Raw genomic sequence first — 22,629 nt, forward strand, 5'->3', positions numbered from 1 at the left:
CCATGGCGTCGAAGGCGGCCCCGTTACTTCTTGGCGGGCTTGATGTCCATCGCCAGCGTGTCCTCGTCGACGCGCGGGCTGATCGTCACCTTGTCCTTCTGCATCGCCCAGGCGGAGCCGACGGCGGCGATCGGCAGGCGCGGCCTGTCCTTGGCGATGATCGCGGCGGCGTCGGACAGCATCTTGTTGCGCTTGGCTTCGTCCATCTCGACGGCCGCGTCCTCGATCAGCTTGTCGACCTCGGCATTCTTGTAGCCGAGCACGTTGAAGGCCCCGAGCTTCTTGGCCGGGTCGTTGGAATGGACCACGGAGGACAGCGTATAGTTCGCCTCGCCCGTCAGCGTGCCCCAGCCTGACATGCTCATCGAGAACTCGCCGCGCGTGCGGGCCGGGAAGAACACCGCGCCGGGCTGCGCATTGGCGTTCACCTCGATGCCGATGCGCGCCAGCATCTGCGCGATCGAGGTGCCGACCTGCCGGTCGCCGGGCAGGCGGTCATTGGTGAAGGAGAAGGAGACCTTGAAGCCGTTGGGATAGCCGGCCTCCTCCATCAGCTTCTTCGCCTTGGCGAGGTCCGGCTTGAGCGCCGGCAGGCTCTTGTTGAAGCCGGCGATGGTCGGCGTCACCAGCTGGTTCGCGGGCGTGCCGAGTCCCTCCATCGCGATCTCCGCGAGCGCCGGACGGTCGATGGCGAGATCGATCGCCTCGCGCACCTTCGCGTCCTGCAGCGGATTCTTCGGCAGGGCCGAGCCGTCCTTGGCGCTGATCTGCGGGCTCTTGTCCCGCATGTCGAGTTCCATGTTGAAGAGGTAGACGCTCTCGATCGTCGCGACGGAGAGCTTGGCGTCGCGCTTCAGCGTCGGCACGTCGGAAGCCGGCGCGCGCACGATGATGTCGACCTGGCCGGCCTTGAGCTGGGCGACGCGGGCGGCGTCGTTCGGCAGTTCCTTGCGGACGACCTTGGCCCAGTGCTCCTTCGCGCCCCAGTAGCCGTCGAACCGGTCGAGAACCATCTGGTCCTTCGGCGTCCAGGAAACGAATTTGTAGGGGCCGGTGCCGACAGCCGCCTTGCCCGAGTTGAAGGCCTCGTTGGCGCTGTCCTTGGTCAGGCCGGCGGCGGCCTTGTGCGAGACGATGAACAGCCGGATGAAATCGTTCGGCAGGTTCGGCGCCGGCCCGTCGGTGACGATATGCACCGTCAGCGGATCGACGATCTTCACCTCCTTGACGCGGCGGACATAGATCGTGGTCGGGTTCGGGCCGGCGACGACCGGGATGCGCTCGATCGAGAACTTGACGTCCTCCGCCGTGAAGTCCGAGCCGTCATGGAACTTGACGCCGGGGCGCAGCTTGAACTCCCAGACCGTCGGCTCCAGCGTCTTCCAGCTCAGGGCGAGGCGCGGCTCGATCTGGAGTTTGTCGCCGGACCAGGTCAGCGTGTCGAAGACATGCTTCAACGCCTCGGCATGGGTGCCGGTCGCGGTGAAATGCGGATCGATCGATTCCGGCCCGGCGCGGACGCCGATGGTCAGCGTCTGCGCCAGCGCGCCGGTCGAGACGGTGGCGCCCAGCAGGGCGGCGAAGGCGGCGAGGCGGAAGCTCTTCACGATTGTCATGACGGTATCCCCTGTTTTTGTATGGCTATGATTGAAGTTCCTGTGGCCAGGCGGGCGAGGCGATGACGAGCTTGTCCATCAGCACGCAGAGCTGCCGCTGCTCGTCCTCGCTGAGGCCGGCGAGCATCGTCGTCTGGTGCTCGACCATCGGCACCATCGTCTCGTCGAAGATCTTGCGGCCGGCCGGCGTGAGATGGAGCACATAGCTGCGCAGGTCGGTGGGATCGCTCTCGCGCTTCAGCAGCCGCCGCTGCAGCAGCTTCTGCACGGCGCGCGAGAGCGTGTTCTTCGGCAGGCCGGAGGAGGCGACGATGTTCTTGGCGGCGACGCCCTCCTTCAAGCCAACCGAATAGAGCGCGACGAATTCGGGCCGGACGAGCCCGTAGCGCGTCTCGATCCAGCGATAGACCGGGTCGTTGAAGCGGAAGGCGACGAAGTTCAGCCGGAAGGACAGCCAGCAGGGATTGTCCCAGAGCTTGGTCACGGTCAGCGGGTCGAGCTCGGCAAGTGCCGCCTCGCGCTCCGGGTCGGCGCGGGAAGGAGAGGTCGGTGCGCGTCGCATCGGGAATGTCTCTCGGCCGATTTAGTTCCAAATGGAACTTGACGCTACCGGAGGCCAGAGTCAAGGTTGGTTCCGGCGGCGGTCCCGCACTGCCTGCCGGGATTGTCTACCGCTTATGAAAGCGAAGCAAGGATCGCGCCGTGCGTGTCGCCGATTTGAACTGGATGCAGATCGAGGCTCAGGCGAAGCGGGACGACCGCTGCGTGCTGCCACTCGGCAGCGTCGAACAGCACGCCTACCTGAGCCTCGCGACCGATGTGATCCTGTCGGAGCGGGTGGCGCAGGAGGCGGCCGAGCCGCTCGGCATCCCCGTCTTTCCGGTCTTGGCCTATGGCCTGACGCCGGGCTTCCTGAATTTCCCCGGCAGCATCTCGCTGCGCTTGAGCACTTACGCCGCGCTCCTCGGCGACATCTTCGACGGCTTCTATCGCTCGGGCTTCCGCCGCATCGTCCTCGTCAACGGCCATGGCGGCAATTCGCCGGCGCTGAACTTCGCGACCGAATGGCTGGACGGCCATCCCGACGCGAGCATCCGCCTGCACAACTGGTGGGCGGCGCCGCAATTCCAGGCGGCGGTCCAGGCGGTCGATCCGGCGGCCTCGCACGCCTCCTGGATGGAGAATTTCCCCTGGACACGGCTCGCCGGCGTCGCCATGCCCGAGACGCTGAAGCCGCCCTTCAACACCGCCGAATACCAGGCCGCGAGCCCGGCGAAGCGCCGCGAAATCCTCGGCGACGGCAATTTCCACGGCCTCTACCAGCGGCCGGACGAGGAGATGCTCAGGCTCTGGCAGGTCGGCGTCGAGGAGACGCGGGCCGTGATGGTGGAGAACTGGCCGTGATGCGGTTCTTTCGCAGCCCTCATCCTGAGGAGCCGCGAAGCGGCGTCTCGAAGGATGCTCCAGTTCGCATTGATGGCGTTTCCTGGGGCATCCTTCGAGACGCGCCTGCGGCGCTCCTCAGGATGAGGGCTGAGCCCTGCGCTCCGCCAGAGCATGTCACATGCTAGGCCATGTCGCCGTCCGGCTGGCGCAGGCCCTTGTCGTCATGCTCGTCATGTCGGTGCTGGTCTTCGTCGGCGTCTACGCGATCGGCAACCCGATCGACGTGCTGATCGGCCCCGATGTCAGCCAGGAACTGCGCCTCCAGACCATCGCGCAATACGGGCTCGACCGGCCGCTCTGGGAACAGTACCTGACCTTCCTCGGCCGCGTGCTGCACGGCGATTTCGGCCGTTCCTTCGTCTTCGGCATGCCGGTGATGGACCTGATCCTGTCGCGCCTGCCGGCGACGCTGGAACTGACGCTGGCCGCAGTCTGCGGCGCCGCGCTGATCGGCATTCCCGCCGGAATCTATGCCGGCTACAGGCCTGACAGCTTCGCCTCCAAGCTGATCATGACAGTCTCGATCCTCGGCTTCTCCGTGCCGACCTTCTGGATCGGCCTCGTGCTGATCATGGCCTTCGCCGTCGAATTGCAATGGCTGCCGGCCGGCGGGCGCGGCGAGACGGTCTCCATCTTCGGCGTCGAGTGGAGCTTCCTGACGTTGAACGGCCTGAGCCATCTGCTGTTGCCGGCGCTCAACCTCGCCTTCTTCAAGCTCGCTTTGATGACACGCCTCGCGAGGGCCGGCACGCGCGAGACCATGCTCTCCGACACCGTGAAATTCGCCCGTGCTGCCGGCCTCTCCGAATGGACCGTGCTGCGCCGCCATGTGCTGCGCCTGATCGCGATCCCGCTCGTCACCGTCTTCGGGCTCGAATTCGCCTCGACGCTCGCCTTCGCGGTCGTGACCGAGACGATCTTCTCCTGGCCCGGCATCGGCAAGCTGATCATCGACTCCATCCAGTCGCTCGACCGGCCGGTGATGGTCGCCTATCTGATGCTTGTCGCCTTCGTCTTCATCACCATCAATTTCCTCGTCGACCTCGCCTATGTCGGGCTCGATCCTAGGCTGCGGAAAGGAGGCGCGCGATGAAGGACGCCTCTCCCGTAGCCCGCTTCTGGGCCGAGTTCCGCGAGAGCAGGACGGCCGTCATCGCGCTCGCCGTCGTCGTCCTGACGATCGGCATCGCCCTGCTCGCGCCGCTCGTCGCCCCGCAGGACCCTTACGACCTCGCCAAGCTCTCGCTCTCCGATGCGCGCCGCCCGCCGGGCTATGTCGGCGAGGGCGGCTACACACATTGGCTCGGCACCGATGCGCAGGGGCGCGACCTGCTCTCGGCCATTCTCTACGGCCTGCGCATCTCCCTGCAGATGGGGCTGGTGGCAGGTGCCATCGCCTTCACGCTGGGCGTTTCGCTCGGCATCGGCGCGGCCTATGCTGGCGGGCGCCGCGAGGCCTTCATCATGCGCGTGATCGATCTGCAGCTCGCCTTCCCGGCGATCCTGCTGGCGTTGGTGCTCTCCGCCCTTCTCGGACAGGGCAAGATGCAGCTCATCGCCGCGCTTGCTGCCGCCCAATACGCCTACTTCGCGCGCACGGCCCATGGCGCGGCCTCGGCCGAGCGCGGCAAGGACTATGTCGAGGCGGTGCTCTCGACGCCATTGCCGGGCTGGCGCGTCGTCCTGCGCCATATCTTCCCGAACTGCCTGCCGCCCCTGATCGTGGTTGCGACCGTGCAGGTCGCCAATGCCATCGCGCTGGAGGCGACGCTCTCCTTCCTCGGCGTCGGCCTGCCGGTCACAGAGCCCTCGCTCGGCATGCTCATCGCCAACGGCTTCCAGTACATGCTGTCGGGCCGCTACTGGATCTCGATCTATCCCGGCATCGCGCTGATCGTGCTGATCGTCGCGATCAACCTCGTCGGCGACCGCATCCGTGACCAGGTCAATCCGAGGCTGAAGCGATGAGCGCGCTCTTGCCGGGACCGGGCGCCGCGCAGCCCCCTCTCCCCTTGCGGGAGAGGGTTGGGGTGAGGGGTCGCGCGACGCTCTATGATCGGCGGTGCCAGGCCGTGTCTTACAGCGCCGCGCGACCCCTCATCCGCCTGCCGGCGCCTTCTCCCGCAGGGGGAGAAGGGAGCAAATGATGACCGAAGCTCCTCTCCTTGAGGTCACCGACCTCGCCACCCATTTCCACGCCCGTGCCGGCGTGGTGAAGGCGGTCGACGGCGTCTCCTTCGCGCTGAAGCGCGGCGAGGTCATGGGCCTCGTCGGCGAATCCGGCTCGGGCAAGAGCATCACCGGTTTCTCGATCATCGGCCTGATCGATCCGCCCGGCCGTGTCGAATCCGGCTCTTCGGTGAAGCTGGAGGGGCGGGAGCTCACCGGCCTGGCGCCGGCCGAACTGCGCAAGGTCCGCGGCAAGCAGATTTCGATGGTCTTTCAGGACCCGATGATGACGCTGAACCCGATGCTGACCATCGGCACGCAGATCAGGCTCGCGCTCGAGGCGCATGAGACGGTCTCCGGCGCCGAGGCGCGCCGCCGCGCCGTCGCGGCGCTGGCGCAGGTCCGCATTCCCGATGCCGAGAGCAAGGTCGATTTCTACCCGCACCAGTTCTCCGGTGGCATGCGCCAGCGCGTCGCCATCGCGATCGCCCTGCTGCACCGGCCGAAGCTGATCATCTGCGACGAGCCGACCACCGCGCTCGACGTTTCCGTGCAGGCCGAGATCCTCGCGGAGATGAAGGAGCTGGTCGCCGAACTCGGCACGGCGCTGATCTGGATCAGCCATGACCTCGCCGTCGTCGCCTCGCTTGCCGACCATGTCTGCGTCATGCGTCACGGCAAGATCGTCGAGGCCGGGCCGACGCTTTCGGTGCTGACGCATCCGCAGCACCCCTATACGCGCTCGCTGCTCGACGCCCTGCCCTCGCGCTCCGAGCCCGGCAAGCTTCTGGCCGGCGGCGTCGGCTCCGATGTCGCGCCGCCGCCGCGCGCCGCAAAGCAGGCGCCCGCCACGGTCGCGGATGCCGTGCACTATGTCCGCATCGAGCATGTTGCCAAGCGCTTCGCCGGGACGCCCGGCCTGTTCCGGAAGCTCGCCCAGAAGGTCGGCCTGTCCAGGCCGCCGTCCGTGGTGCAGGCGGTCGACGACGTCACGCTGGTGCTGAAGCGCGGCGAGGCGCTCGGCCTCGTCGGCGAATCCGGCTCCGGCAAGTCGACGCTCGGGCGCGTCGCGGCCGGCATCTATGCGCCCGACACCGGCTCTGTCCGCATCGACGGTGCGCCTGTGATGAGCGCGGGCGAGCCGCCGCACAAGGTCACGACGCGGGTCCAGACCATCTTCCAGGACCCCTTCGCCTCGCTCAATCCACGCATGACGGTCGGTGACAGCATCGCCGAAGGGCCGTTGGCGCATGGGCTCGTCGAGCGCGCGCAGGCGAAGACCTATGTCCGGCAATGGCTGGCGGCGGTCGGGCTCAATCCCGATTTCGCGGATCGCTACCCGCACCAGTTCTCGGGCGGGCAGCGCCAGCGCGTCGCCATTGCCCGCGCACTGGCGATGCAGCCCGATGTCGTCGTCTGCGACGAGCCGGTCGCGTCGCTCGACGTCTCGATCCAGGCGCAGATCATCAACCTGCTGATCCGCCTGCGGCAGGAACTGGATCTCACGCTGATCTTCATCTCGCACGACCTCTCGGTCGTCCGCCATCTCTGCGACCGCGTCGCCATCATGTATCGCGGCAAGATCGTCGAGAGCGGCCCGGCCGGTGAGGTCTATGACCATCCGCAGCACGACTACACCAAGCGCCTGCTCGCCGCCGTGCCGGTATTGCCCGGCGCTGCGACGACCTGAGGAGAGCCGCCATGACGAGCCAGCCCGATGAACTCCTGCCCTGGCAATGGCCGGAAGAGGTCTGGCGCGGCAAGGTCGAGCAGGTCCGCGCCGGCCGTAATCTCAAGCCCGCGACATGGAAGAACGGCGCGCGCTGCGCGGTCGCGCTCTCCTTCGACGTCGACCACGAGACCAACGAATTGCGCGACGGCGGCAAGTCGGTCGGGCGACTGTCCTGGGGCCAGTACGGCAATCGTGTCGGTGTGCCCAAGATCCTCGACCTGCTGAAGCGGCAGGACATTCCGGCGAGCTTCTTCGTGCCGGCCGTCACCGCCTTGCTCTACCCGGAAGAACAGCGCCGCATCATCGGCGCCGGCCACGAGATCGGCCTCCATGGCTGGATCCATGAGGTCAACACGGCCGTGCCGCCCGCCAACGAGCGCGAATTGCACCTACGCTCGGCCGATACGCTGGAGAAGGTCACCGGTGTTCGCCCCGTCGGGATGCGCACCCCGTCCTGGGATTTCTCCGACGTGACGCTCTCGATCGAGCGCGAGCTCGGCTTGCTCTACGATTCCTCGCTCTTCGCCGATGACGACCCCTATGAGATCGTCGAGAAAGGCGAGCCGACCGGCATCGTCGAACTGCCGGTCGAATGGATCCGCGACGACGCGCCCTATCTCAGCATGAACCGCTTCCAGGGCTTGAGGCCCTATACGTCGCCGGAGGCGGTCTTCGACATCTTCCGCCGCGAATTCGAGGGTGCCTATGCCGAGGGCGGGCTCTTCCTGCTGACCATGCACCCGCATGTCATCACCTATCGCTCGCGCTTCTGGATCCTCGAGGAACTGGTCCGCCTCGCCAAGGCGAAGGGCGATTGCTGGTTCGCGACCCATGCCGAGATCGCGGCCTATGTGAAGGCGCAGGCCGGCATCTGATCGTCGATCCAAGGGAACCGTTGCCCGATTCCCGCCGTTTTCGCTTCATCGGGGGTTCAGGCCATGAGGGGCCTGATACCCGCACGTTGAAACAAAACGACGGGAATAGAGATGCGCACGAAACGCTGGTTGCTGGTCGGGACCGTCCTGCCGGCCCTCGTCCTTTCGCAAGCCGGGCAGGCCTTCACTGAGGCCGGATACCGGGTCGCACAGGCCCCCGCCGCCGGAGATGAGGACCCACGCGGGCCACGGCGCCCGCAGCAGCCACAGGGCGGCCAGCCCGGCCAGCAGCGCGGCCCGGAACGGCCCGCAGCCCCGACCGCGCCCGCCCAGCCGCAGGCTCCGCGCCCGCCGCAGATGCAGCCTGCGCCGGCAGCCCCCCGGGTGCAGCCTCCCGCCATGCCCGCGCCCCAGCCGCGCGCCGAGCCGCCGGCCATGCGTCCGCAGCCTGAGCGCCCGGCCATGCCGCGTGAGGCGCCTGCCGTGCCTCGTGCCGCGCCCTCGCCCAGCGAAGCCCCGGCAGCCCGCCCGACACCGCCGCGCCCGCCGGTCGAGCCGACCGTCCCGCGTGTCGTGCCTCAGCCGGGCGCCGGCGCGCCGCCGTCGGTCGCTCCGCGTGGTGGTCCTGCGATTCCGCCATCGGCGGCGCCGACCCAGCCTCGTCCGACCGGAGCGCCTCCTGCGACGGCGCCCGCCGCTCCGTCACAGCCCGGCGCCGGCGCGCCGCCGTCGGTCGCTCCGCGTGGTGGTCCTGCGGTTCCGCCCTCGGCTGCGCCGACCCAGCTCCGTCCGACCGGAGCGCCGCCTGCCACAGCGCCCACGGCTCCGTCACAGCCCGGAGCCGGCACGCAGCCCTCGGCGGTTCCGCGCGGCGGCCCGGCCGTTCCGCCCTCGGCTGCGCCGACCCAGCCTCGCCCAACCGGAGCGCCTCCTGCGACGGCGCCCGCTGCTCCGTCACAGCCCGGAGCCGGCGCGCCGCCCTCGGCCGTTCCGCGCGGTGGCCCGACCGTTCCGCCTTCGGCTGCACCCTCTCAGCAGCCTTCGACTCTGGCGCCTCAACCTGCCGCTCCCGCCGCTCCAGCACAGCCGGGAACGGCCGCTCCGACACCACCCCCGCCCGCCGGCGCTGCTCCGGTCCAGCCCTCGCGCCCGGCGCCGGGCACGCCTGCGGTTGGCGCTCCCGGCGCTCCAGCTCTCGCCCCGGCTCAGCCCGGCGCCACGGCTCCGACCCCGCCTGCGGGCGCGGCGCCCGGCCAGGTCGGGCGGCCCGCTCCCGGCATGCCGTCCGGCGGAGCACCGGGGACGGCTGCGCCGGCACAACCCGGTGTCGCCCCTGTTCCCGGTCAGCCCGGCGTCGCTCCCGGCCAGCCGCCTCAGCGTGAAGGCCGCCGTGGCGGCATCTCGCCGGGCGTGGCCGGAGCGATCGGTCTCGGTGCCGGCGTCATCGGCGGCATCATGGCCGCGCAGGGTGCGCAGCGCTTCGAGGATATCCGCAGCCGCCGCGAGGAACGGCGCGAGGGTGACGTCACCATCATCCGCGAGCCCGGCCGCACCATCATCCGCGACGATGACGGCCGCGCCATCATCCGCCGCGACGAGGATCAGCGCTTCCGCGATCTCGGCTGGCAGGGCCGCTCCGAACGCCGCGGCGACGAGAACCGCACGATCTTCGAGCGGCCGGACGGCACGCGCATCGTCACCGTCACCGACGAGGAGGGCCGGCTGATCCGCCGCACCCGCATCGACCGCGACAACCGCGAGGTGATCATCATCGACAACACGCTGCGCGACCGTCCGGGCCGCTTTGCCGACGATGTCGTGGTGCTGCCGCCGCCGCCGCTGCCGATGCCGCGCGAGCGCTATATCGTCGATGCGGACCGGGCCGACGAGGATCTGATCTACGAGACGATCATCGCCCCGCCGATCGCCGCGATCCCGCGCCGCTACACGCTGGACGAGGTCCGTTATTCGCCGGACCTGCGTGCCCGCATGCGCAGCGTCGATATCGACACGATCAACTTCGATACCGGTTCCTGGCAGGTCGGGCAGGATCAGGCGCGGCGCTTGTCGGTGATCGCGGATTCGGTGAAGCGCGCCCTGCAGCGCTCGCCTAACGAGGTCTTCCTCGTCGAGGGCCACACCGACGCCGTGGGCGCCGATGTCGACAATCTCTCGCTCTCCGATCGCCGGGCGCAATCGGTCGCGGAGATCCTGACGCGCGACTTCCAGATCCCGCCGGAAAACCTGACGACCCAGGGCTATGGCGAGCAATATCTGAAGGTGAACACGCAGGATGCTTCGCGCGAGAACCGGCGCGTCACGCTCCGGCGCATCACGCCGCTGCTCAGCGGCCAGAACCAGTAACGACCGGGCGGGGGTGCTCTCGAAGCAGCCCCGTTCTTTATCAGGCGCAGGGAACTCCCGTTCCCTGCGCCTGTTTTGTTTCCGGAGGATAGCCGAGGGGAGATGCCGCCATGAGAAAGCTTGTCCAGGTCATCGCCGTGGCGCTTGTTGCCGGCATGCCCATTGCAGTCTTGGCGCAGGCTCAGACCGCGCCTGCTCCGGCAAGGCAGCGCGCTCCCGGCGTGCCGCTGGTGCCGCGCTCGGGCGAGGTGGCGCGCCCGCCGATGCCCAACAGCGTGGCGCCACGGGACGAGACGCGTGGAGCTGGCGCGGACAAGGCGCAGATTCGGTCCGAGCGCGATCCGCCGATGCCGAAGCCCGTGCCCTCGATCATCGCACCTTGAGGGGCCGGGTTGAGGATTTGGTAGGGTTGCCCGACTAGGGTGCGGCCATGAGCGACGCCGTTTCCCTCGCCACCAGCATCGTCACGATGCAGGCCGCCTCGACGCAGCAGGCGCTGTCGGCCGAAATGCTCAAGCAGAATGCGCAGGCCGAGCAGAGCCTCGTCGCCATGCTGCAGCAGAGCGTCGAGCAGACGCAGGCGATGCTGCCAGCCGGGCAGGGCACGCTGGTCGACCGGACCGCCTGAGCCATTCCTTCTCCTCTACAACCTGTTTGAAAATGGGCAGCCCTCATCCTGAGGAGCCGCGTCAGCGGCGTCTCGAAGGATGCTTCAGGAGGCTCCCGAACGATCTGGACCATCCTTCGGGACGCGCCTGCGGCGCTCCTCAGGATGAGGGCTGCGGGATACTCCACCAGTTGGTCTGGGAGGTATGCTTGCAGCCCGTTGCCAAGCGGCGGCGCTACGCCTAACCTCGCCAGTGTTCCGAGGGGTGCCCGCAAGGGCTGAGACGGCTTTCGAAGCTGAACCCATCGAACCTGATCCGGGTCATACCGGCGGAGGGACTGGAACGCGGTGCAGCCTTGGCCTGCACCCGCATCACAGCGCTTGAACCGCTTCGACGCCGGATCTCCTGACCTGTACCAAGGAGGAGATCCCCCCTATGAATGCCCACACCAAACCCCAGAAGAACAGCGTCAAGACCGCTCCCCAGAGCGTCACGACCGGGCCGATCATCGGCTCGCGCAAGATCTATGTCGCGGCGCCCGAGCATCCCGAGATGCGCGTGCCCTTCCGCGAGGTCGTGCTGACGACCGATGCCGAGCCGCCGGTGCGCCTCTACGACCCCTCCGGCCCCTTCACCGAGACCGACGCGAAGATCGATCTCAATGCCGGCCTCGTCCAGCCGCGTCGCGCCTGGCTCGACGCACGCGGCTTCGAGCAAGTCCCCGGCCGTGCTGTCACCGCCGCCGATAACGGCCACATCTCCGCCGAGCAGCTCGTGCCCGCCTGTCCGGCTGAGCGCCCGATCCTGCAGGCGAAGCCTGGCCAGATGACGACGCAGTACGAATTCGCCAAGGCCGGCATCGTCACCCCCGAGATGATCTATGTCGCCCATCGCGAGAATCTCGGCCGCGCCGCCATGCTGGAGGGCGCGCGGGAGCGCCATGCCGATGGCGAGAGCTTCGGCGCCAACGTGCCGGAATTCGTCACGCCGGAATTCGTCCGCGAGGAGATCGCGCGCGGCCGCGCCATCATCCCCGCGAACATCAACCATCCCGAGCTGGAGCCGATGGCGATCGGCCGCAATTTCCTGGTCAAGATCAACGCCAATATCGGCAATTCGGCCGTCACCTCCGGCGCGGCCGAGGAGGTCGAGAAGCTGGTCTGGGCGATCCGCTGGGGCGCCGACACGGTGATGGACCTCTCCACTGGCCGTAACATCCACAACATCCGCTCCTGGATCCTGCGGAATTCACCCGTGCCGATCGGCACGGTGCCGATCTACCAGGCGCTGGAGAAGGTCGGTGGCGATCCGATCAAGCTCGACTGGGAGGTGTTTAAGGACACGCTGATCGAGCAGGCCGAGCAGGGCGTCGACTATTTCACCATCCATGCCGGCGTCCGGCTGCCTTACGTCCCCCTCACTGCATCGCGCGTCACCGGCATCGTCTCGCGCGGTGGCTCGATCATGGCGCGCTGGTGCCTCGCGCATCATCGCGAGAGCTTCCTCTACGAGCGTTTCGACGAGATCTGCGAGATCATGCGCCGCTACGACGTTTCGTTCTCGCTGGGCGACGGCCTGCGTCCGGGCTCGATCGCCGACGCCAATGACCGCGCCCAGTTCGCCGAACTCGAGACGCTGGGAGAGCTCACCAACATCGCCTGGGGAAAAGGCTGTCAGGTGATGATCGAGGGCCCCGGCCATGTGCCGATGCACAAGATCAAGGAGAACATGGACAAGCAATTGCGCGAGTGTGGCGAAGCGCCGTTCTACACGCTCGGACCGCTGACGACCGACATCGCGCCGGGCTACGACCATATCACCTCGGGCATCGGTGCGGCGATGATCGGCTGGTATGGCTGCGCCATGCTCTGCTACGTCACGCCAAAGGAGCATCTGGGTCTGCCCAACCGCGACGACGTCAAGACCGGCGTCATCACCTACCGCATCGCGGCGCACGCCGCCGATCTTGCCAAGGGCCATCCGGCCGCGAAGATTCGCGACGATGCGCTCTCGCGCGCCCGTTTCGACTTCCGCTGGGAGGATCAGTTCAACCTGGCGCTCGACCCCGACACGGCGCGGGAGTTCCACGACGAGACCTTGCCGAAGGACGCCCACAAGGTCGCGCATTTCTGCTCGATGTGCGGGCCGAAATTCTGCTCGATGAAGATCACGCAGGATCTGCGCGCCGAGGTGCTGGCGATGAGCGACAACGAGCGGGCAAGCCTTGAAGCCATGGCCGCGGAAGGTATGGCGGCGAAGTCGAAGGAATTCCTCGACAAGGGCGGGAGTATCTATCTACCTGCTGCTGAATGAGCGGTTTCAGCGAAAAGCTCGACGCAGCCAGCGTCGCATCGATCCTCGCGCGGGTGGCCAGGCGCCGCCCGCGCGTCCACTGCCTGACCAATACAGTGGCGCAGAACGTTACCGCCAACATGCTGCTGGCCGTCGGGGCCGTGCCCTCGATGGCGAGCCATCCCGACGAGGTCGAGGCGGTCGCAGCCGGCGCGGGCGCGATCCTGATCAATCTCGGCACGCTCAGCCTCGAAGGCGAGCGCGCCATTCCCAAGCTGGTCGGCGTCGCGCGGGAGCGCCGCATTCCGCTGGTGCTCGACCCGGTCTTCGTCGAGCTCTCGCCCTTGCGGCTGCGGCTGGTCGGCGACGTGCTGGCGCTGTTCGATGTGCTGGTGCGTGGCAATGCCACGGAAATGGCGGTGCTGGAGCCGCTTTTCGCGCTGCGACGGGATATCGTGCGCGTCACCACCGGCGCGGTCGACCGCATCGAGACGGAGGATCGGGCTCTGTCGGTCGCGCATGGTCATGAGTTGATGAGCAAGGTGACCGGGCTCGGCTGTGCTTCGAGCGCGCTGGTCGCGGCCTGCCGGGCGGTGGAGCCCGACTCGGTGATCGCGGCCGCGGCGGCGCTGACCGCCTATGGTATTGCCGGCGAGATCGCGGCCGAGCGCGCTGCCGGCCCCGGCAGCTTCGCGGTCGCGCTGATCGACGCGCTCGCGACGCTGGACCCGCAGACGCTGCAAGCCCGCATGGCGGGCGCGCGAAACCACGGGGACAGGACCTAGGGGGGATTCAGCGCCGGCCGCAGGCGCGTTAGGGTTGCATGGCTGATTCGCCCGGCTGGCGGCGGCTGCGCCGGGGGGCGATCGACAACATGACGTATAACGAAGTCTGCGGGCAATCGTCCCGGCTGGTCCGGCTCGGCGTGCTGCTGGCGCTCGGCCTTGCCGCCGGCGTTTTCGGAACCTGTGAGAAAGCCGCCGCCGCCGAAAACGGCACGGGCTTCTATCTGCTCGGCGGGCGCGGCGCGATGGCGGGCTACCTGCCGCCTCCCGGGGTCTATTTCGAGAGCGACACCTACAGCTACGATGCGAAGCTCGACGCCCGGAAGTCGCTGCCGGCGGGCGGACGTTTCGTCGCGGATGTGCGCAGCCAGGCCAGGGCGGATTTCCTGAGCGCACATGGGTGACGCCCTGGGAGATCGCCGGCGGCAATGTCGCGCTCGGTGCCACCCTGCCCGTCGGCCGTGTCCGGGTCGGGGTCGGCACTGAGTACGATTCGCCGCGCACGAACCGCATCATCGGCACCAGCCTGCGCGACAGCGCGGTGGTCGTCGGCGATCCCGTGTTCTCGGCGATGCTCGGCTGGCATGCCGGCAAGTTCCACTGGAACGCGACCGTCATGGTCAACGCACCTGCAGGCGACTACCGCAACGGCGAACTCGCCAATCTCGCCTTCCATCGCTGGGCGACGGATCTGTCCGGCGCCCTCACCTGGTTCGATCCGGAAACCGGCATCGATCTCTCGGGCGTTGCCGGCGTGACCTTCAACGGCACCAATCCGGCGACGGACTACCGGACGGGCACCGAGTTCCATCTTGAATGGGCGGCCTCGAAGGCGCTGACCAGCGCCCTGTCGGCCGGCGTCATCGGCTATCATTATCAGCAGCTCACCGGCGACAGCGGGGCCGGCGCGCAGCTCGGCGCCTATAAGGGACGCGTGACCGCGCTTGGCGGCACGCTCGCCTATAATTTCACGGTCGGAAAGACGCCGATCTCGACCCGCATCAAGGTTCTGCGCGAGTTCGCCGCGGAGAACCGGGCGCGCGGAACCGTGGGCCTGCTCACCGTCTCGCTGCCCTTGACGGCTTCGCCCTGACGGCAAGACCGCCAGGGGCGGTTCGCCGGTCCATGATCCAGGGAACGCCGCCCCCGATCTCGCGGAGCGAAAGGGGGCGGCTATCGTCCGTTACGGCTTGCCGAACTGGAGGGCCGGGGGCACAGGGTTCGGCTTGAACGGCGCGACCTGAAGCGTCTTGGCGTCGAGGTCGAAGCTGGTCAGGTCGACCATGCGCAGGACCTGATCCTGATAGCTCTTGATGTAGTACTTCCTGGCGCGCAGATCCGCGACCGAGGTCCACTGTGTGTATTCGAGTTCCCCGCCCTTCGCGGCGGAGTCGATGAAGCCGACGGGGATGTCGAAATTGTTCATGATGTGCTCGACGAGACGGACCGTCTGCGGGCCATCCGGAGCCTGCTTCGCCGAAGCGACATAGCCGAGCGCGCGGATGAAGCGCGAAGGCGGGGTCGGGTCCCCCGGAATGCCGAGCAGTCCCGAGCCCTGGCCGAAGGGGGCGAAGGTCTTGCCGCCGATCTTCAGCGGGTCGGCCGCGACCGGCGAAAGCTTGACGTAGTTGCGGATGTTGTTGAGGTGCCAGTCGAAGGTTGGCGAGTTGGTCAGGACACCCATCGGGTTGTCATAGACCTTCAGCTTGCCGTCCACCGGCTCGATCACGATGGAGGCGCCCGTCGCATCGTGGATCGGGAAGTGGAACGGCAAGGTGAAGTTCACCATCGGTGCCGGCAGATCGACGATCACGGTCTTGTCGAGCGCCGCCTTCACTTCCGCGACGGTCGAGAAATTCGACAGCACCCAGCTCAGGAATTCCCAGGGCGCAAGCGCGGTATTCGGGTCGGCCTGGGCGACCGGCGTGTAGCCCGCGAAGTCCGGGAAATACAGGGCGCCGCCGGCAAGGCCCTTCTCGTTCATGCCGTCCGAGACGAAGGGCTGGCCGAAGCTCATCACGCCGACGAAGGCGTAGCGGGTGTTCCATTTCGGCGCGGCCATGTTGCCCGGGCGGGTGCCGACGAAGGCGTAGTTCCGCGGGACCACGACGACGTCGGATTGTGTCTGGAGCGCATATTCGAGGGTGCGGCCGTAGACCGGCGTGCCATCGGCGGCAATCATCAGGATATTCGTGCAGGCCTGGGCCGGTGCAACGCTGGCGAGCATGCCGGCGAGCAGGGCCGCAACGCCCTTCCTCGCAAACTTCCAATCAAAAATGCGCATTGTGTCCTGTCCCCCCAAAGCAGTGTGCCAGGGCTTGGTAAGGGGCCAATCACCGCGCAATCGTAAAGAAGCGCGCGGCCTTGCGCGGGCCGGGGAGGGAGCCGGAAAAGGTGGTGAATGAAGCTCTAATCGCCGGACCGGTTCGCGCGCGGCGCGCCCGGACGAGCCCGGCTCTACTGCGTCGGCGTGAGCGAGAGTGGGGCCGGCTTCGGCGTGGGGCGCGGCTTCGGCTTGGCGGCGGCGGGCTTCGGCTCGGTATTGAGCCCGAGCCGGGCGCGCAGCGAGGCGGCCCGCGCCTCGGTGATCCGGGCGCCGCAGAAGCCGAACTGGCCCTCGCGCTGGAAATCCCGGCAGATCATCTCGCGCTCGGCCGAGAACCCGGCCTGCTCGCGGGCGACCACGCGCTGCTCGACCGCGTCCGACTTGGCGGTCAGCGTGCGATAACCCTCGCGCACGGCGCGTTCGGCGCTGCCGCGCGCCTTCTCGATCTCCTTGGCCTGCCCGGCGACGGTGCGGGCATCGGGCCCCCACAGTCCACGCGGGTCGATCCGGCATTGCGCAGCCTGCACGACGCAGGGCTCCGTCGGCTCGACCACGAGGAAGGCGCCGTCGAGCACGTCGAAGACGATCGGGCAGATCGACGCCTCCAGCTTGTAGCGCGGGACGCCGGCCGGGCGGCCCAGAGCGGTGACGGGCAAGGGCGCATCGCCGAAGGAAACGGCGCAGGGCTCGACCAGATTGGCGCTCTGGAAACCGTCGAGATTGAGCTTGAGGCCGTAGCCTGTCGCTGTCTTCGAGAAGACGGCCTCGCCGTGGTGGCCGTGGCGATGCAGGGCCTTGCCGAGGATGGCGTCCTCGCCCGCGACCTTGATGGCGGGCATGCTGGGCGGCTTCGGTGCCGCCGGCGCGCCGGGCTGCGAGGGGGCGGCCTGCTGGGTCCCCGGCGCGTTGAACGGCTGGGCGCCGGGCAGCTGCAGGGGCTGGGCGAGCGCTGCCGTCGAAGCCGCAGCGAGGGCCAGCGAGGCGAGGATCAGGCGCGTCGATCGTGTCATGGCGGCCCAGTGAAACCGGAACGGCCTTTCTGCATGCAGGCACGGGCAACCTGATGCAAGGACGGGAAGGCCACACCCGGGCAGAAAGCGTGTCGTGGCGGCTGTCTCACCGAAACTCCCGATTCTTAATCGGCTCGCCTGTCTTGCAAGGGGTGGAACACCCTCACTATATACGCCGCCAAGGGGCGGTTTAACCACCGTCAAACGTGGAATGCCGGTTTCGTTCGCCGCTGAAGCGGGGGCGATCCGGTCCATGGGCCGGCAGGCGACGCATCAACGTCGCAGGTCGGCGATCTGCTCAATCGAAAGGGATCCCATCCATGGGTAAAGTCATTGGTATCGACCTCGGCACGACCAACAGCTGCGTTGCAGTGATGGAAGGCTCGACGCCCAAGGTCATCGAGAATTCGGAAGGCGCGCGCACCACGCCCTCCATCGTCGCCATCACGGATGACGGCGAGCGTCTGGTCGGCCAGCCTGCGAAGCGCCAGGCCGTCACCAACCCGGAGCGCACCTTCTTCGCGATCAAGCGCCTCATCGGCCGGACCTTCGAGGACCCGATGACGCAGAAGGACCTGAAACTGGTCCCCTACAAGATCACCAAGGCCTCGAACGGCGACGCCTGGGTGTCCGCCGACGGCAAGGACTATTCGCCGTCGCAGATCTCGGCTTTCACGCTGACCAAGATGAAGGAGACGGCGGAGGCCTATCTCGGCCAGCCCGTCACCCAGGCCGTCATCACGGTTCCCGCCTATTTCAACGACGCCCAGCGTCAGGCCACCAAGGACGCCGGCAAGATCGCCGGCCTCGAAGTGCTCAGAATCATCAACGAGCCGACGGCGGCTGCGCTTGCCTATGGCCTCGAGAAGAAGTCGGCCGGCACCATCGCGGTCTATGACCTCGGCGGCGGCACCTTCGACGTCTCGATCCTCGAGATCGGCGACGGCGTCTTCGAGGTGAAGTCGACCAATGGCGACACCTTCCTCGGTGGCGAAGACTTCGACATGCGCCTCGTCGAGTATCTCGCCGATGAGTTCAAGCGCGAGCAGGGCATCGACCTGAAGAAGGACAAGCTCGCGCTTCAGCGCCTGAAGGAAGCGGCCGAGAAGGCCAAGATCGAGCTCTCGACCACGGCCCAGACCGAGATCAACCTGCCCTACATCACGGCGGATGCCTCCGGTCCGAAGCACCTCGCCATCAAGCTTTCGCGCGCCAAGTTCGAGAGCCTGGTCGACGATCTGATCCAGCGCACCATCGAGCCCTGCAAGAAGGCGCTCAAGGATGCCGGCCTGTCGGCGGGCCAGATCGACGAGGTCGTCCTCGTCGGCGGCATGACCCGCATGCCGAAGGTGCAGGAGGTCGTGAAGCAGTTCTTCGGCAAGGAGCCGCATAAGGGCGTGAACCCGGATGAAGTGGTTGCCATCGGCGCCGCGATCCAGGCCGGCGTCCTTCAGGGCGACGTCAAGGACGTGCTGCTGCTCGACGTGACCCCGCTGTCGCTCGGCATCGAGACGCTGGGCGGCGTGTTCACGCGCCTGATCGACCGCAACACCACGATTCCGACCAAGAAGAGCCAGGTCTTCTCCACCGCCGAGGACAACCAGAACGCGGTGACGATCCGGGTCTTCCAGGGCGAGCGCGAGATGGCGGCCGACAACAAGCTGCTCGGCCAGTTCGATCTGATGGGTATTCCGCCGTCCCCGCGCGGTATGCCGCAGATCGAGGTGACCTTCGACATCGACGCCAACGGCATCGTCTCCGTGACGGCGAAGGACAAGGCCACCAACAAGGAGCAGCAGATCAAGATCCAGGCTTCCGGCGGTCTCAGCGATGCCGACATCCAGAAGATGGTGAAGGATGCCGAGGCGAATGCCGCCGAGGACAAGAAGCGCCGCGAGGTGGTCGAGGCCAAGAACCAGGGCGAGAGCCTCGTGCACTCGACCGAGAAGTCGCTGAAGGATTATGGCGACAAGGTCTCCGAGGCCGACAAGGGTGCGATCGAGACCGCCGTCGAGGCGCTCAAGACCGCGCTGACCGGCGACGATGCCGAGGCCATCCAGGCCCGCACCAACGAGCTGATGCAGGCTTCGATGAAGCTGGGCGAGGCGATGTATGCGGCGAGCCAGGCCGAAGGCGCTGCGGCCGAGGGCGGCGAGCAGCCTGAGGAAGCCAAGAAGGACGACGTCATCGACGCCGACTTCAAGGACGTCTCGGACGACAAGAAGAAGAGCGCGTGATCGCGCGCTCGTAACGCAAGCGACGTTGTGGCCGGGCTCGACCCGGCCATCTCGTCCGGGAATTGCAGGCTATACGGATGGCCGGGCTCGCTGCCCGGCCATGCCGCGTCAAAGCTGCGGGGACAGACATTTCGATGTCGAAGCGCGATTACTACGAGATCCTCGGCGTCAGCCGGACCGTGACGGAGGTCGAGCTCAAGACCTCGTTCCGCAAGCTCGCAATGCAGCATCATCCGGACAAGAATCCCGGCAACAAGGACGCCGAGATCAAGTTCAAGGAAATCAACGAGGCCTATCAGGTCTTGTCGGACGGCCAGAAGCGCTCGGCCTATGACCGCTTCGGCCATCAGGCTTTCGAGAATGGCGGCGGCGGTGGCCCCGCCGGCAATGCCGATTTCTCCGACTTCATGTCGGATATCTTCGATTCCTTCTTCGGCGATGCCCGTCGCGGCGGCGCGCGCGGCGCCAACGGGCGCGAGCGCGGGGCCGACCTGCGCTACAATCTCGAGATCGGTCTGGAAGACGCCTTTACCGGCAAGAACGAGTCGATCCGGGTGCCGACCTCGGTTTCCTGCGAATCCTGCTCCGGCACCGGGGCCAAGCCCGGTTCGAAATCGCGCCAGTGCCCGACCTGCGGCGGCCATGGCCGCGTCCGCGCCAACCAGGGCTTCTTCTCGGTCGAGCGGACCTGCCCGACCTGCTCGGGCCGCGGCGAGGTCATCGACGACCCCTGCAAGAACTGCCAGGGCGCCGGCCGCGTCACCCGCGAGCGCACGCTCTCCGTGAACATTCCGGCCGGCGTCGAGGACGGCACGCGCATCCGCCTCGCCGGCGAGGGCGAGGCCGGCCTGCGCGGCGGGCCTGCCGGCGATCTCTACATCTTCCTCTCCATCAAGCCGCACGCGATCTTCCAGCGCGATGGCGCCGACCTGTTCTGCCGCGTGCCGATCGGGCTGGTCTCGGCCGCGCTCGGCGGCGAGATCGAGGTGCCGACGCTGTCGGGCGAACAGGCGCGGGTGAAGATCCCCGAGGGTACGCAGACCGGCAAGCAGTTCCGTCTGAAGGCCAAGGGCATGAGCGTGCTGCGCTCGCGCGATGTCGGCGACCTCTACATCCAGGTCGTGGTCGAGACGCCGCAGAAGCTGACGACGCGCCAGCGCGAATTGCTGGAGGAGTTCGAGCGCGAGAGCTCGCACAACAACCACCCGGAGACCGCGGGCTTCTTCGGCCGGGTCAAGGATTTCCTCGGCGGCTTCGGCGGCACGGCCTGAGTCATCGGTGCAAGCCTTCCAACAAGTGCGGGTCATCCCGGGCGACAGGAGGGAGACCCGGGATCCATGCCTGAACCTCTCTCGGAAGCGCTCCGGAATGGATCCCGGATCTCCGCTTCGCTGCGTCCGGGATGACAGCGTGGTTTCGCATCTTGAATCATAAAAGAGCCGCCCGATGGGCGGCTCTTTCCGTTGAGGTGGAAGGTCGATCGTCAGACCTTGTCGACGGCCTTCTTGACCGCGTCCTTGCCCTTGCCGAGCGCCTGCTGGGCTTCGCCCTTCAGTTCCTGGGCCTTGCCCTCGGCCTCGAGCCCCGGCTTGTTGAACGCCTTTCCGGCGGCCTGCTTGACGTTGCCGGCGGCCTCGTTGGCCAGGCCCTTGATCTTGTCGGTCGTGCTGCTCATCGCGCTTGGCTCCTGAAAGATCGGCCCCCAGCCGTTTTCCGCTGAAGGAACGGGCGCTGCGCGGAAAGGTTCCGGCGCTCAGGGCGCCTCTTCTGCCTGCGCGGCGAGCGCTCGCAAGGCTCCCGCCGTAGCGGCATCGGCCGGGAAGAAGGTCTCCAGTGCAAGTTCCGAGAGGGTGACATCGACCGGCGTGCCGAACACGGTGGTCGTCGAGATCAGCGACAATATGGTCTCGCCGAGCTTCAACTGCATGGGCACGACGATGGCCGCTTCCGCCTCGGCTTCGTGGCGCGTGCCCGCGCCCGGATGGGAATAGCTCATCAGCTCGCCCAGCAATTCGCCGAGCCTGGCATCGGCCGTCGCGCGGACCTGCTGGCGCAGTCTGGCCAGGAGATGGGCGCGCCATTCCGCGAGATTGAGGATGAAAGGCGCGAGCCCCTGCGGATGCAGCGACAGGCGCAGCACATTGACGGGCGGCTTCAGCAGGTCCGCATCCGCGACGAGCCCGAGCAAGCGCGTCACCGCATTGTTATAGGCCAGCAGCGTCCAGTGCCGGTCGACGGCGACCGCCGGATAGGGCTCGTGCCCCCTGAGGATCAGGTCGATCGCGCTGCGTGCCGCGTCGAGCGAGGGGTCTTCCAGCGAGCGCTCCGGATAGATCGGCGCGTAGCCGGCCGCCAGCAGCAACGCGTTGCGCTCACGCAGCGGCACGCCGAGATGCTCGGCCAATAGCAGCACCATCTCGCGGCTCGGGCGCGAGCGGCCGCTTTCGATGAAGCTGAGATGCTTCTGCGAGATCTCGGCCTCGAGCGCGAGATCGAGCTGGCTGAAGCGGCGGAGTTGGCGCCAGTCCCGGAGGAGCGCGCCGATCGGGGGAGGCTGATGTGTGTTCATGGCGGAGAAGCTAGCGATCCCGGCGGTCGGTTCCAATTACCTCCCGCTTAATCGACGGGCCGACGCGGTTCCGTCAGCATTCCCCTCATCGAAACGGGCTTGAGGCCCAGAACCGCCAAGGAGAATGCCATGTCGCTCATCCAGTCCTCGCCCCTGCTGCGCAACGCTCTCGCCCTCGATGCCGCGGCCTGTGCCGGCATGGGCCTCATTCTCGCCGCTGCCGCCGGGCCGCTCGCCGCCCCGCTCGGCCTGCCCGTCGATTTCCTGCGCGGCGCCGGCCTCGTGCTGCTGCCTTGCGCGGCGCTGATCGCCTGGTTCGCCAGCCGTAAGGTCCTGCCGCGTCTGGCGGTCTACGCCGTGATCGGCGTCAACCTGCTCTGGATCGCCGACAGCATCGCGATCCTCCTGATGGGCTGGTTCGCGCCGACCGGGCTCGGCATCGCCTTCGTCCTGGCGCAGGCCGCTGCCGTGGCGATCGTGACCGAACTGGAAGTCATCGGCTTCAAGCGCTCGGGCGCGGCGCTCCCTTCCGGCGACGCGGTGACCCTTCGGTGAAAACCGTCATGTGACTGTCGCATGGGCTGATTAGCCGACGGGTCT

General features: G+C 67.5%; 21 protein-coding genes and 1 riboswitch. Of the genes, 15 read left to right on the plus strand and 6 right to left on the minus strand.

Going from position 1 to position 22,629, the window contains the following annotated elements; genetic code table 11:
* Positions 1-23: 23 nt before the first annotated feature.
* Entirely contained in the window at positions 24-1,616 is a 1,593-nt protein-coding gene (locus ACODTJ_RS12790) for an ABC transporter substrate-binding protein (protein ID WP_454658881.1), read from the minus strand.
* Between the two features lie 25 nt (positions 1,617-1,641).
* Positions 1,642-2,178 carry a MarR family winged helix-turn-helix transcriptional regulator gene (locus ACODTJ_RS12795; RefSeq protein WP_454658880.1) on the minus strand — a complete coding sequence of 179 codons (537 nt, stop codon included), beginning with the start codon at positions 2,176-2,178 and terminating at the stop codon, positions 1,642-1,644.
* A 140-nt stretch (positions 2,179-2,318) separates the two neighbouring features.
* On the opposite strand from ACODTJ_RS12795, the gene ACODTJ_RS12800 reads away from it, so the two are divergent.
* The 12 genes from ACODTJ_RS12800 (at position 2,319) to ACODTJ_RS12855 (ending at position 14,980) form a co-directional block, all read left to right on the plus strand.
* Positions 2,319-3,020, plus strand: coding sequence for a creatininase family protein (locus ACODTJ_RS12800; RefSeq protein ID WP_454658879.1), 702 nt, complete (start codon positions 2,319-2,321; stop codon positions 3,018-3,020).
* A gap of 160 nt (positions 3,021-3,180) precedes the next feature.
* Positions 3,181-4,155, plus strand: coding sequence for an ABC transporter permease (locus tag ACODTJ_RS12805; RefSeq protein ID WP_454658878.1), 975 nt, complete (start codon positions 3,181-3,183; stop codon positions 4,153-4,155).
* Positions 4,152-5,030 (plus strand): ABC transporter permease, encoded by an 879-nt coding sequence (locus tag ACODTJ_RS12810; RefSeq protein ID WP_454658877.1) that lies wholly within the window; start codon positions 4,152-4,154, stop codon positions 5,028-5,030. The genes ACODTJ_RS12805 and ACODTJ_RS12810 overlap by 4 nt, the downstream gene beginning before the upstream one ends.
* Positions 5,031-5,208: 178 nt before the next feature.
* On the plus strand, positions 5,209-6,921 hold the full coding sequence (locus tag ACODTJ_RS12815) for a dipeptide ABC transporter ATP-binding protein (protein WP_454658876.1): 1,713 nt from the start codon (positions 5,209-5,211) through the stop codon (positions 6,919-6,921).
* An 11-nt stretch (positions 6,922-6,932) separates the two neighbouring features.
* Positions 6,933-7,838 carry a polysaccharide deacetylase family protein gene (locus ACODTJ_RS12820; RefSeq protein ID WP_454658875.1) on the plus strand — a complete coding sequence of 302 codons (906 nt, stop codon included), beginning with the start codon at positions 6,933-6,935 and terminating at the stop codon, positions 7,836-7,838.
* A 1,278-nt stretch (positions 7,839-9,116) separates the two neighbouring features.
* Entirely contained in the window at positions 9,117-10,202 is a 1,086-nt protein-coding gene (locus tag ACODTJ_RS12825) for an OmpA family protein (RefSeq protein WP_454658874.1), read from the plus strand.
* 110 nt (positions 10,203-10,312) lie between these two features.
* Complete coding sequence (locus tag ACODTJ_RS12830) at positions 10,313-10,585, plus strand: hypothetical protein (RefSeq protein ID WP_454658873.1); 273 nt, start codon at positions 10,313-10,315, stop codon at positions 10,583-10,585.
* A gap of 47 nt (positions 10,586-10,632) precedes the next feature.
* Positions 10,633-10,830: a hypothetical protein gene (locus ACODTJ_RS12835; protein ID WP_454658872.1), complete on the plus strand. Its 198-nt coding sequence runs from the start codon at positions 10,633-10,635 to the stop codon at positions 10,828-10,830.
* Positions 10,831-11,060: 230 nt separating this feature from the next.
* Positions 11,061-11,165: riboswitch (TPP riboswitch) on the plus strand.
* An 80-nt stretch (positions 11,166-11,245) separates the two neighbouring features.
* Positions 11,246-13,123 (plus strand): phosphomethylpyrimidine synthase ThiC, encoded by a 1,878-nt coding sequence (gene thiC / locus ACODTJ_RS12840; protein WP_454658871.1) that lies wholly within the window; start codon positions 11,246-11,248, stop codon positions 13,121-13,123.
* Positions 13,120-13,887, plus strand: a complete 768-nt coding sequence (locus tag ACODTJ_RS12845; protein ID WP_454658870.1) for a hydroxyethylthiazole kinase — start codon at positions 13,120-13,122, stop codon at positions 13,885-13,887. The genes thiC and ACODTJ_RS12845 overlap by 4 nt, the downstream gene beginning before the upstream one ends.
* 38 nt (positions 13,888-13,925) lie before the next feature.
* Positions 13,926-14,291 carry a hypothetical protein gene (locus ACODTJ_RS12850; protein WP_488848999.1) on the plus strand — a complete coding sequence of 122 codons (366 nt, stop codon included), beginning with the start codon at positions 13,926-13,928 and terminating at the stop codon, positions 14,289-14,291.
* Positions 14,288-14,980, plus strand: coding sequence for a SphA family protein (locus tag ACODTJ_RS12855; protein ID WP_488849001.1), 693 nt, complete (start codon positions 14,288-14,290; stop codon positions 14,978-14,980). The genes ACODTJ_RS12850 and ACODTJ_RS12855 overlap by 4 nt, the downstream gene beginning before the upstream one ends.
* A gap of 90 nt (positions 14,981-15,070) precedes the next feature.
* Here ACODTJ_RS12855 and ACODTJ_RS12860 read toward each other — a convergent pair whose 3' ends face one another.
* Both ACODTJ_RS12860 and ACODTJ_RS12865 read right to left on the minus strand, forming a co-directional pair.
* Positions 15,071-16,171: a linear amide C-N hydrolase gene (locus ACODTJ_RS12860; RefSeq protein ID WP_454658868.1), complete on the minus strand. Its 1,101-nt coding sequence runs from the start codon at positions 16,169-16,171 to the stop codon at positions 15,071-15,073.
* A gap of 173 nt (positions 16,172-16,344) precedes the next feature.
* On the minus strand, positions 16,345-17,223 hold the full coding sequence (locus ACODTJ_RS12865; protein WP_454658867.1) for a hypothetical protein: 879 nt from the start codon (positions 17,221-17,223) through the stop codon (positions 16,345-16,347).
* 320 nt (positions 17,224-17,543) lie between these two features.
* Between ACODTJ_RS12865 and dnaK the strand changes: the two genes are divergently transcribed.
* Together dnaK and dnaJ are read left to right on the plus strand one after the other, a co-directional pair.
* Complete coding sequence (gene dnaK / locus ACODTJ_RS12870) at positions 17,544-19,460, plus strand: molecular chaperone DnaK (RefSeq protein WP_454658866.1); 1,917 nt, start codon at positions 17,544-17,546, stop codon at positions 19,458-19,460.
* A 134-nt stretch (positions 19,461-19,594) separates the two neighbouring features.
* Positions 19,595-20,731 (plus strand): molecular chaperone DnaJ, encoded by a 1,137-nt coding sequence (gene dnaJ, locus ACODTJ_RS12875; RefSeq protein ID WP_488849004.1) that lies wholly within the window; start codon positions 19,595-19,597, stop codon positions 20,729-20,731.
* A 212-nt stretch (positions 20,732-20,943) separates the two neighbouring features.
* Here dnaJ and ACODTJ_RS12880 read toward each other — a convergent pair whose 3' ends face one another.
* Together ACODTJ_RS12880 and ACODTJ_RS12885 are read right to left on the minus strand one after the other, a co-directional pair.
* Positions 20,944-21,135 (minus strand): CsbD family protein, encoded by a 192-nt coding sequence (locus ACODTJ_RS12880; protein WP_454658864.1) that lies wholly within the window; start codon positions 21,133-21,135, stop codon positions 20,944-20,946.
* Positions 21,136-21,213: 78 nt separating this feature from the next.
* Positions 21,214-22,029, minus strand: a complete 816-nt coding sequence (locus tag ACODTJ_RS12885) for a helix-turn-helix domain-containing protein (RefSeq protein ID WP_454658863.1) — start codon at positions 22,027-22,029, stop codon at positions 21,214-21,216.
* Positions 22,030-22,158: 129 nt separating this feature from the next.
* On the opposite strand from ACODTJ_RS12885, the gene ACODTJ_RS12890 reads away from it, so the two are divergent.
* Positions 22,159-22,584 carry a hypothetical protein gene (locus tag ACODTJ_RS12890; protein ID WP_454658862.1) on the plus strand — a complete coding sequence of 142 codons (426 nt, stop codon included), beginning with the start codon at positions 22,159-22,161 and terminating at the stop codon, positions 22,582-22,584.
* Positions 22,585-22,629: the final 45 nt, after the last annotated feature.

The organism is Allobosea sp. FG18 (assembly GCF_057809495.1).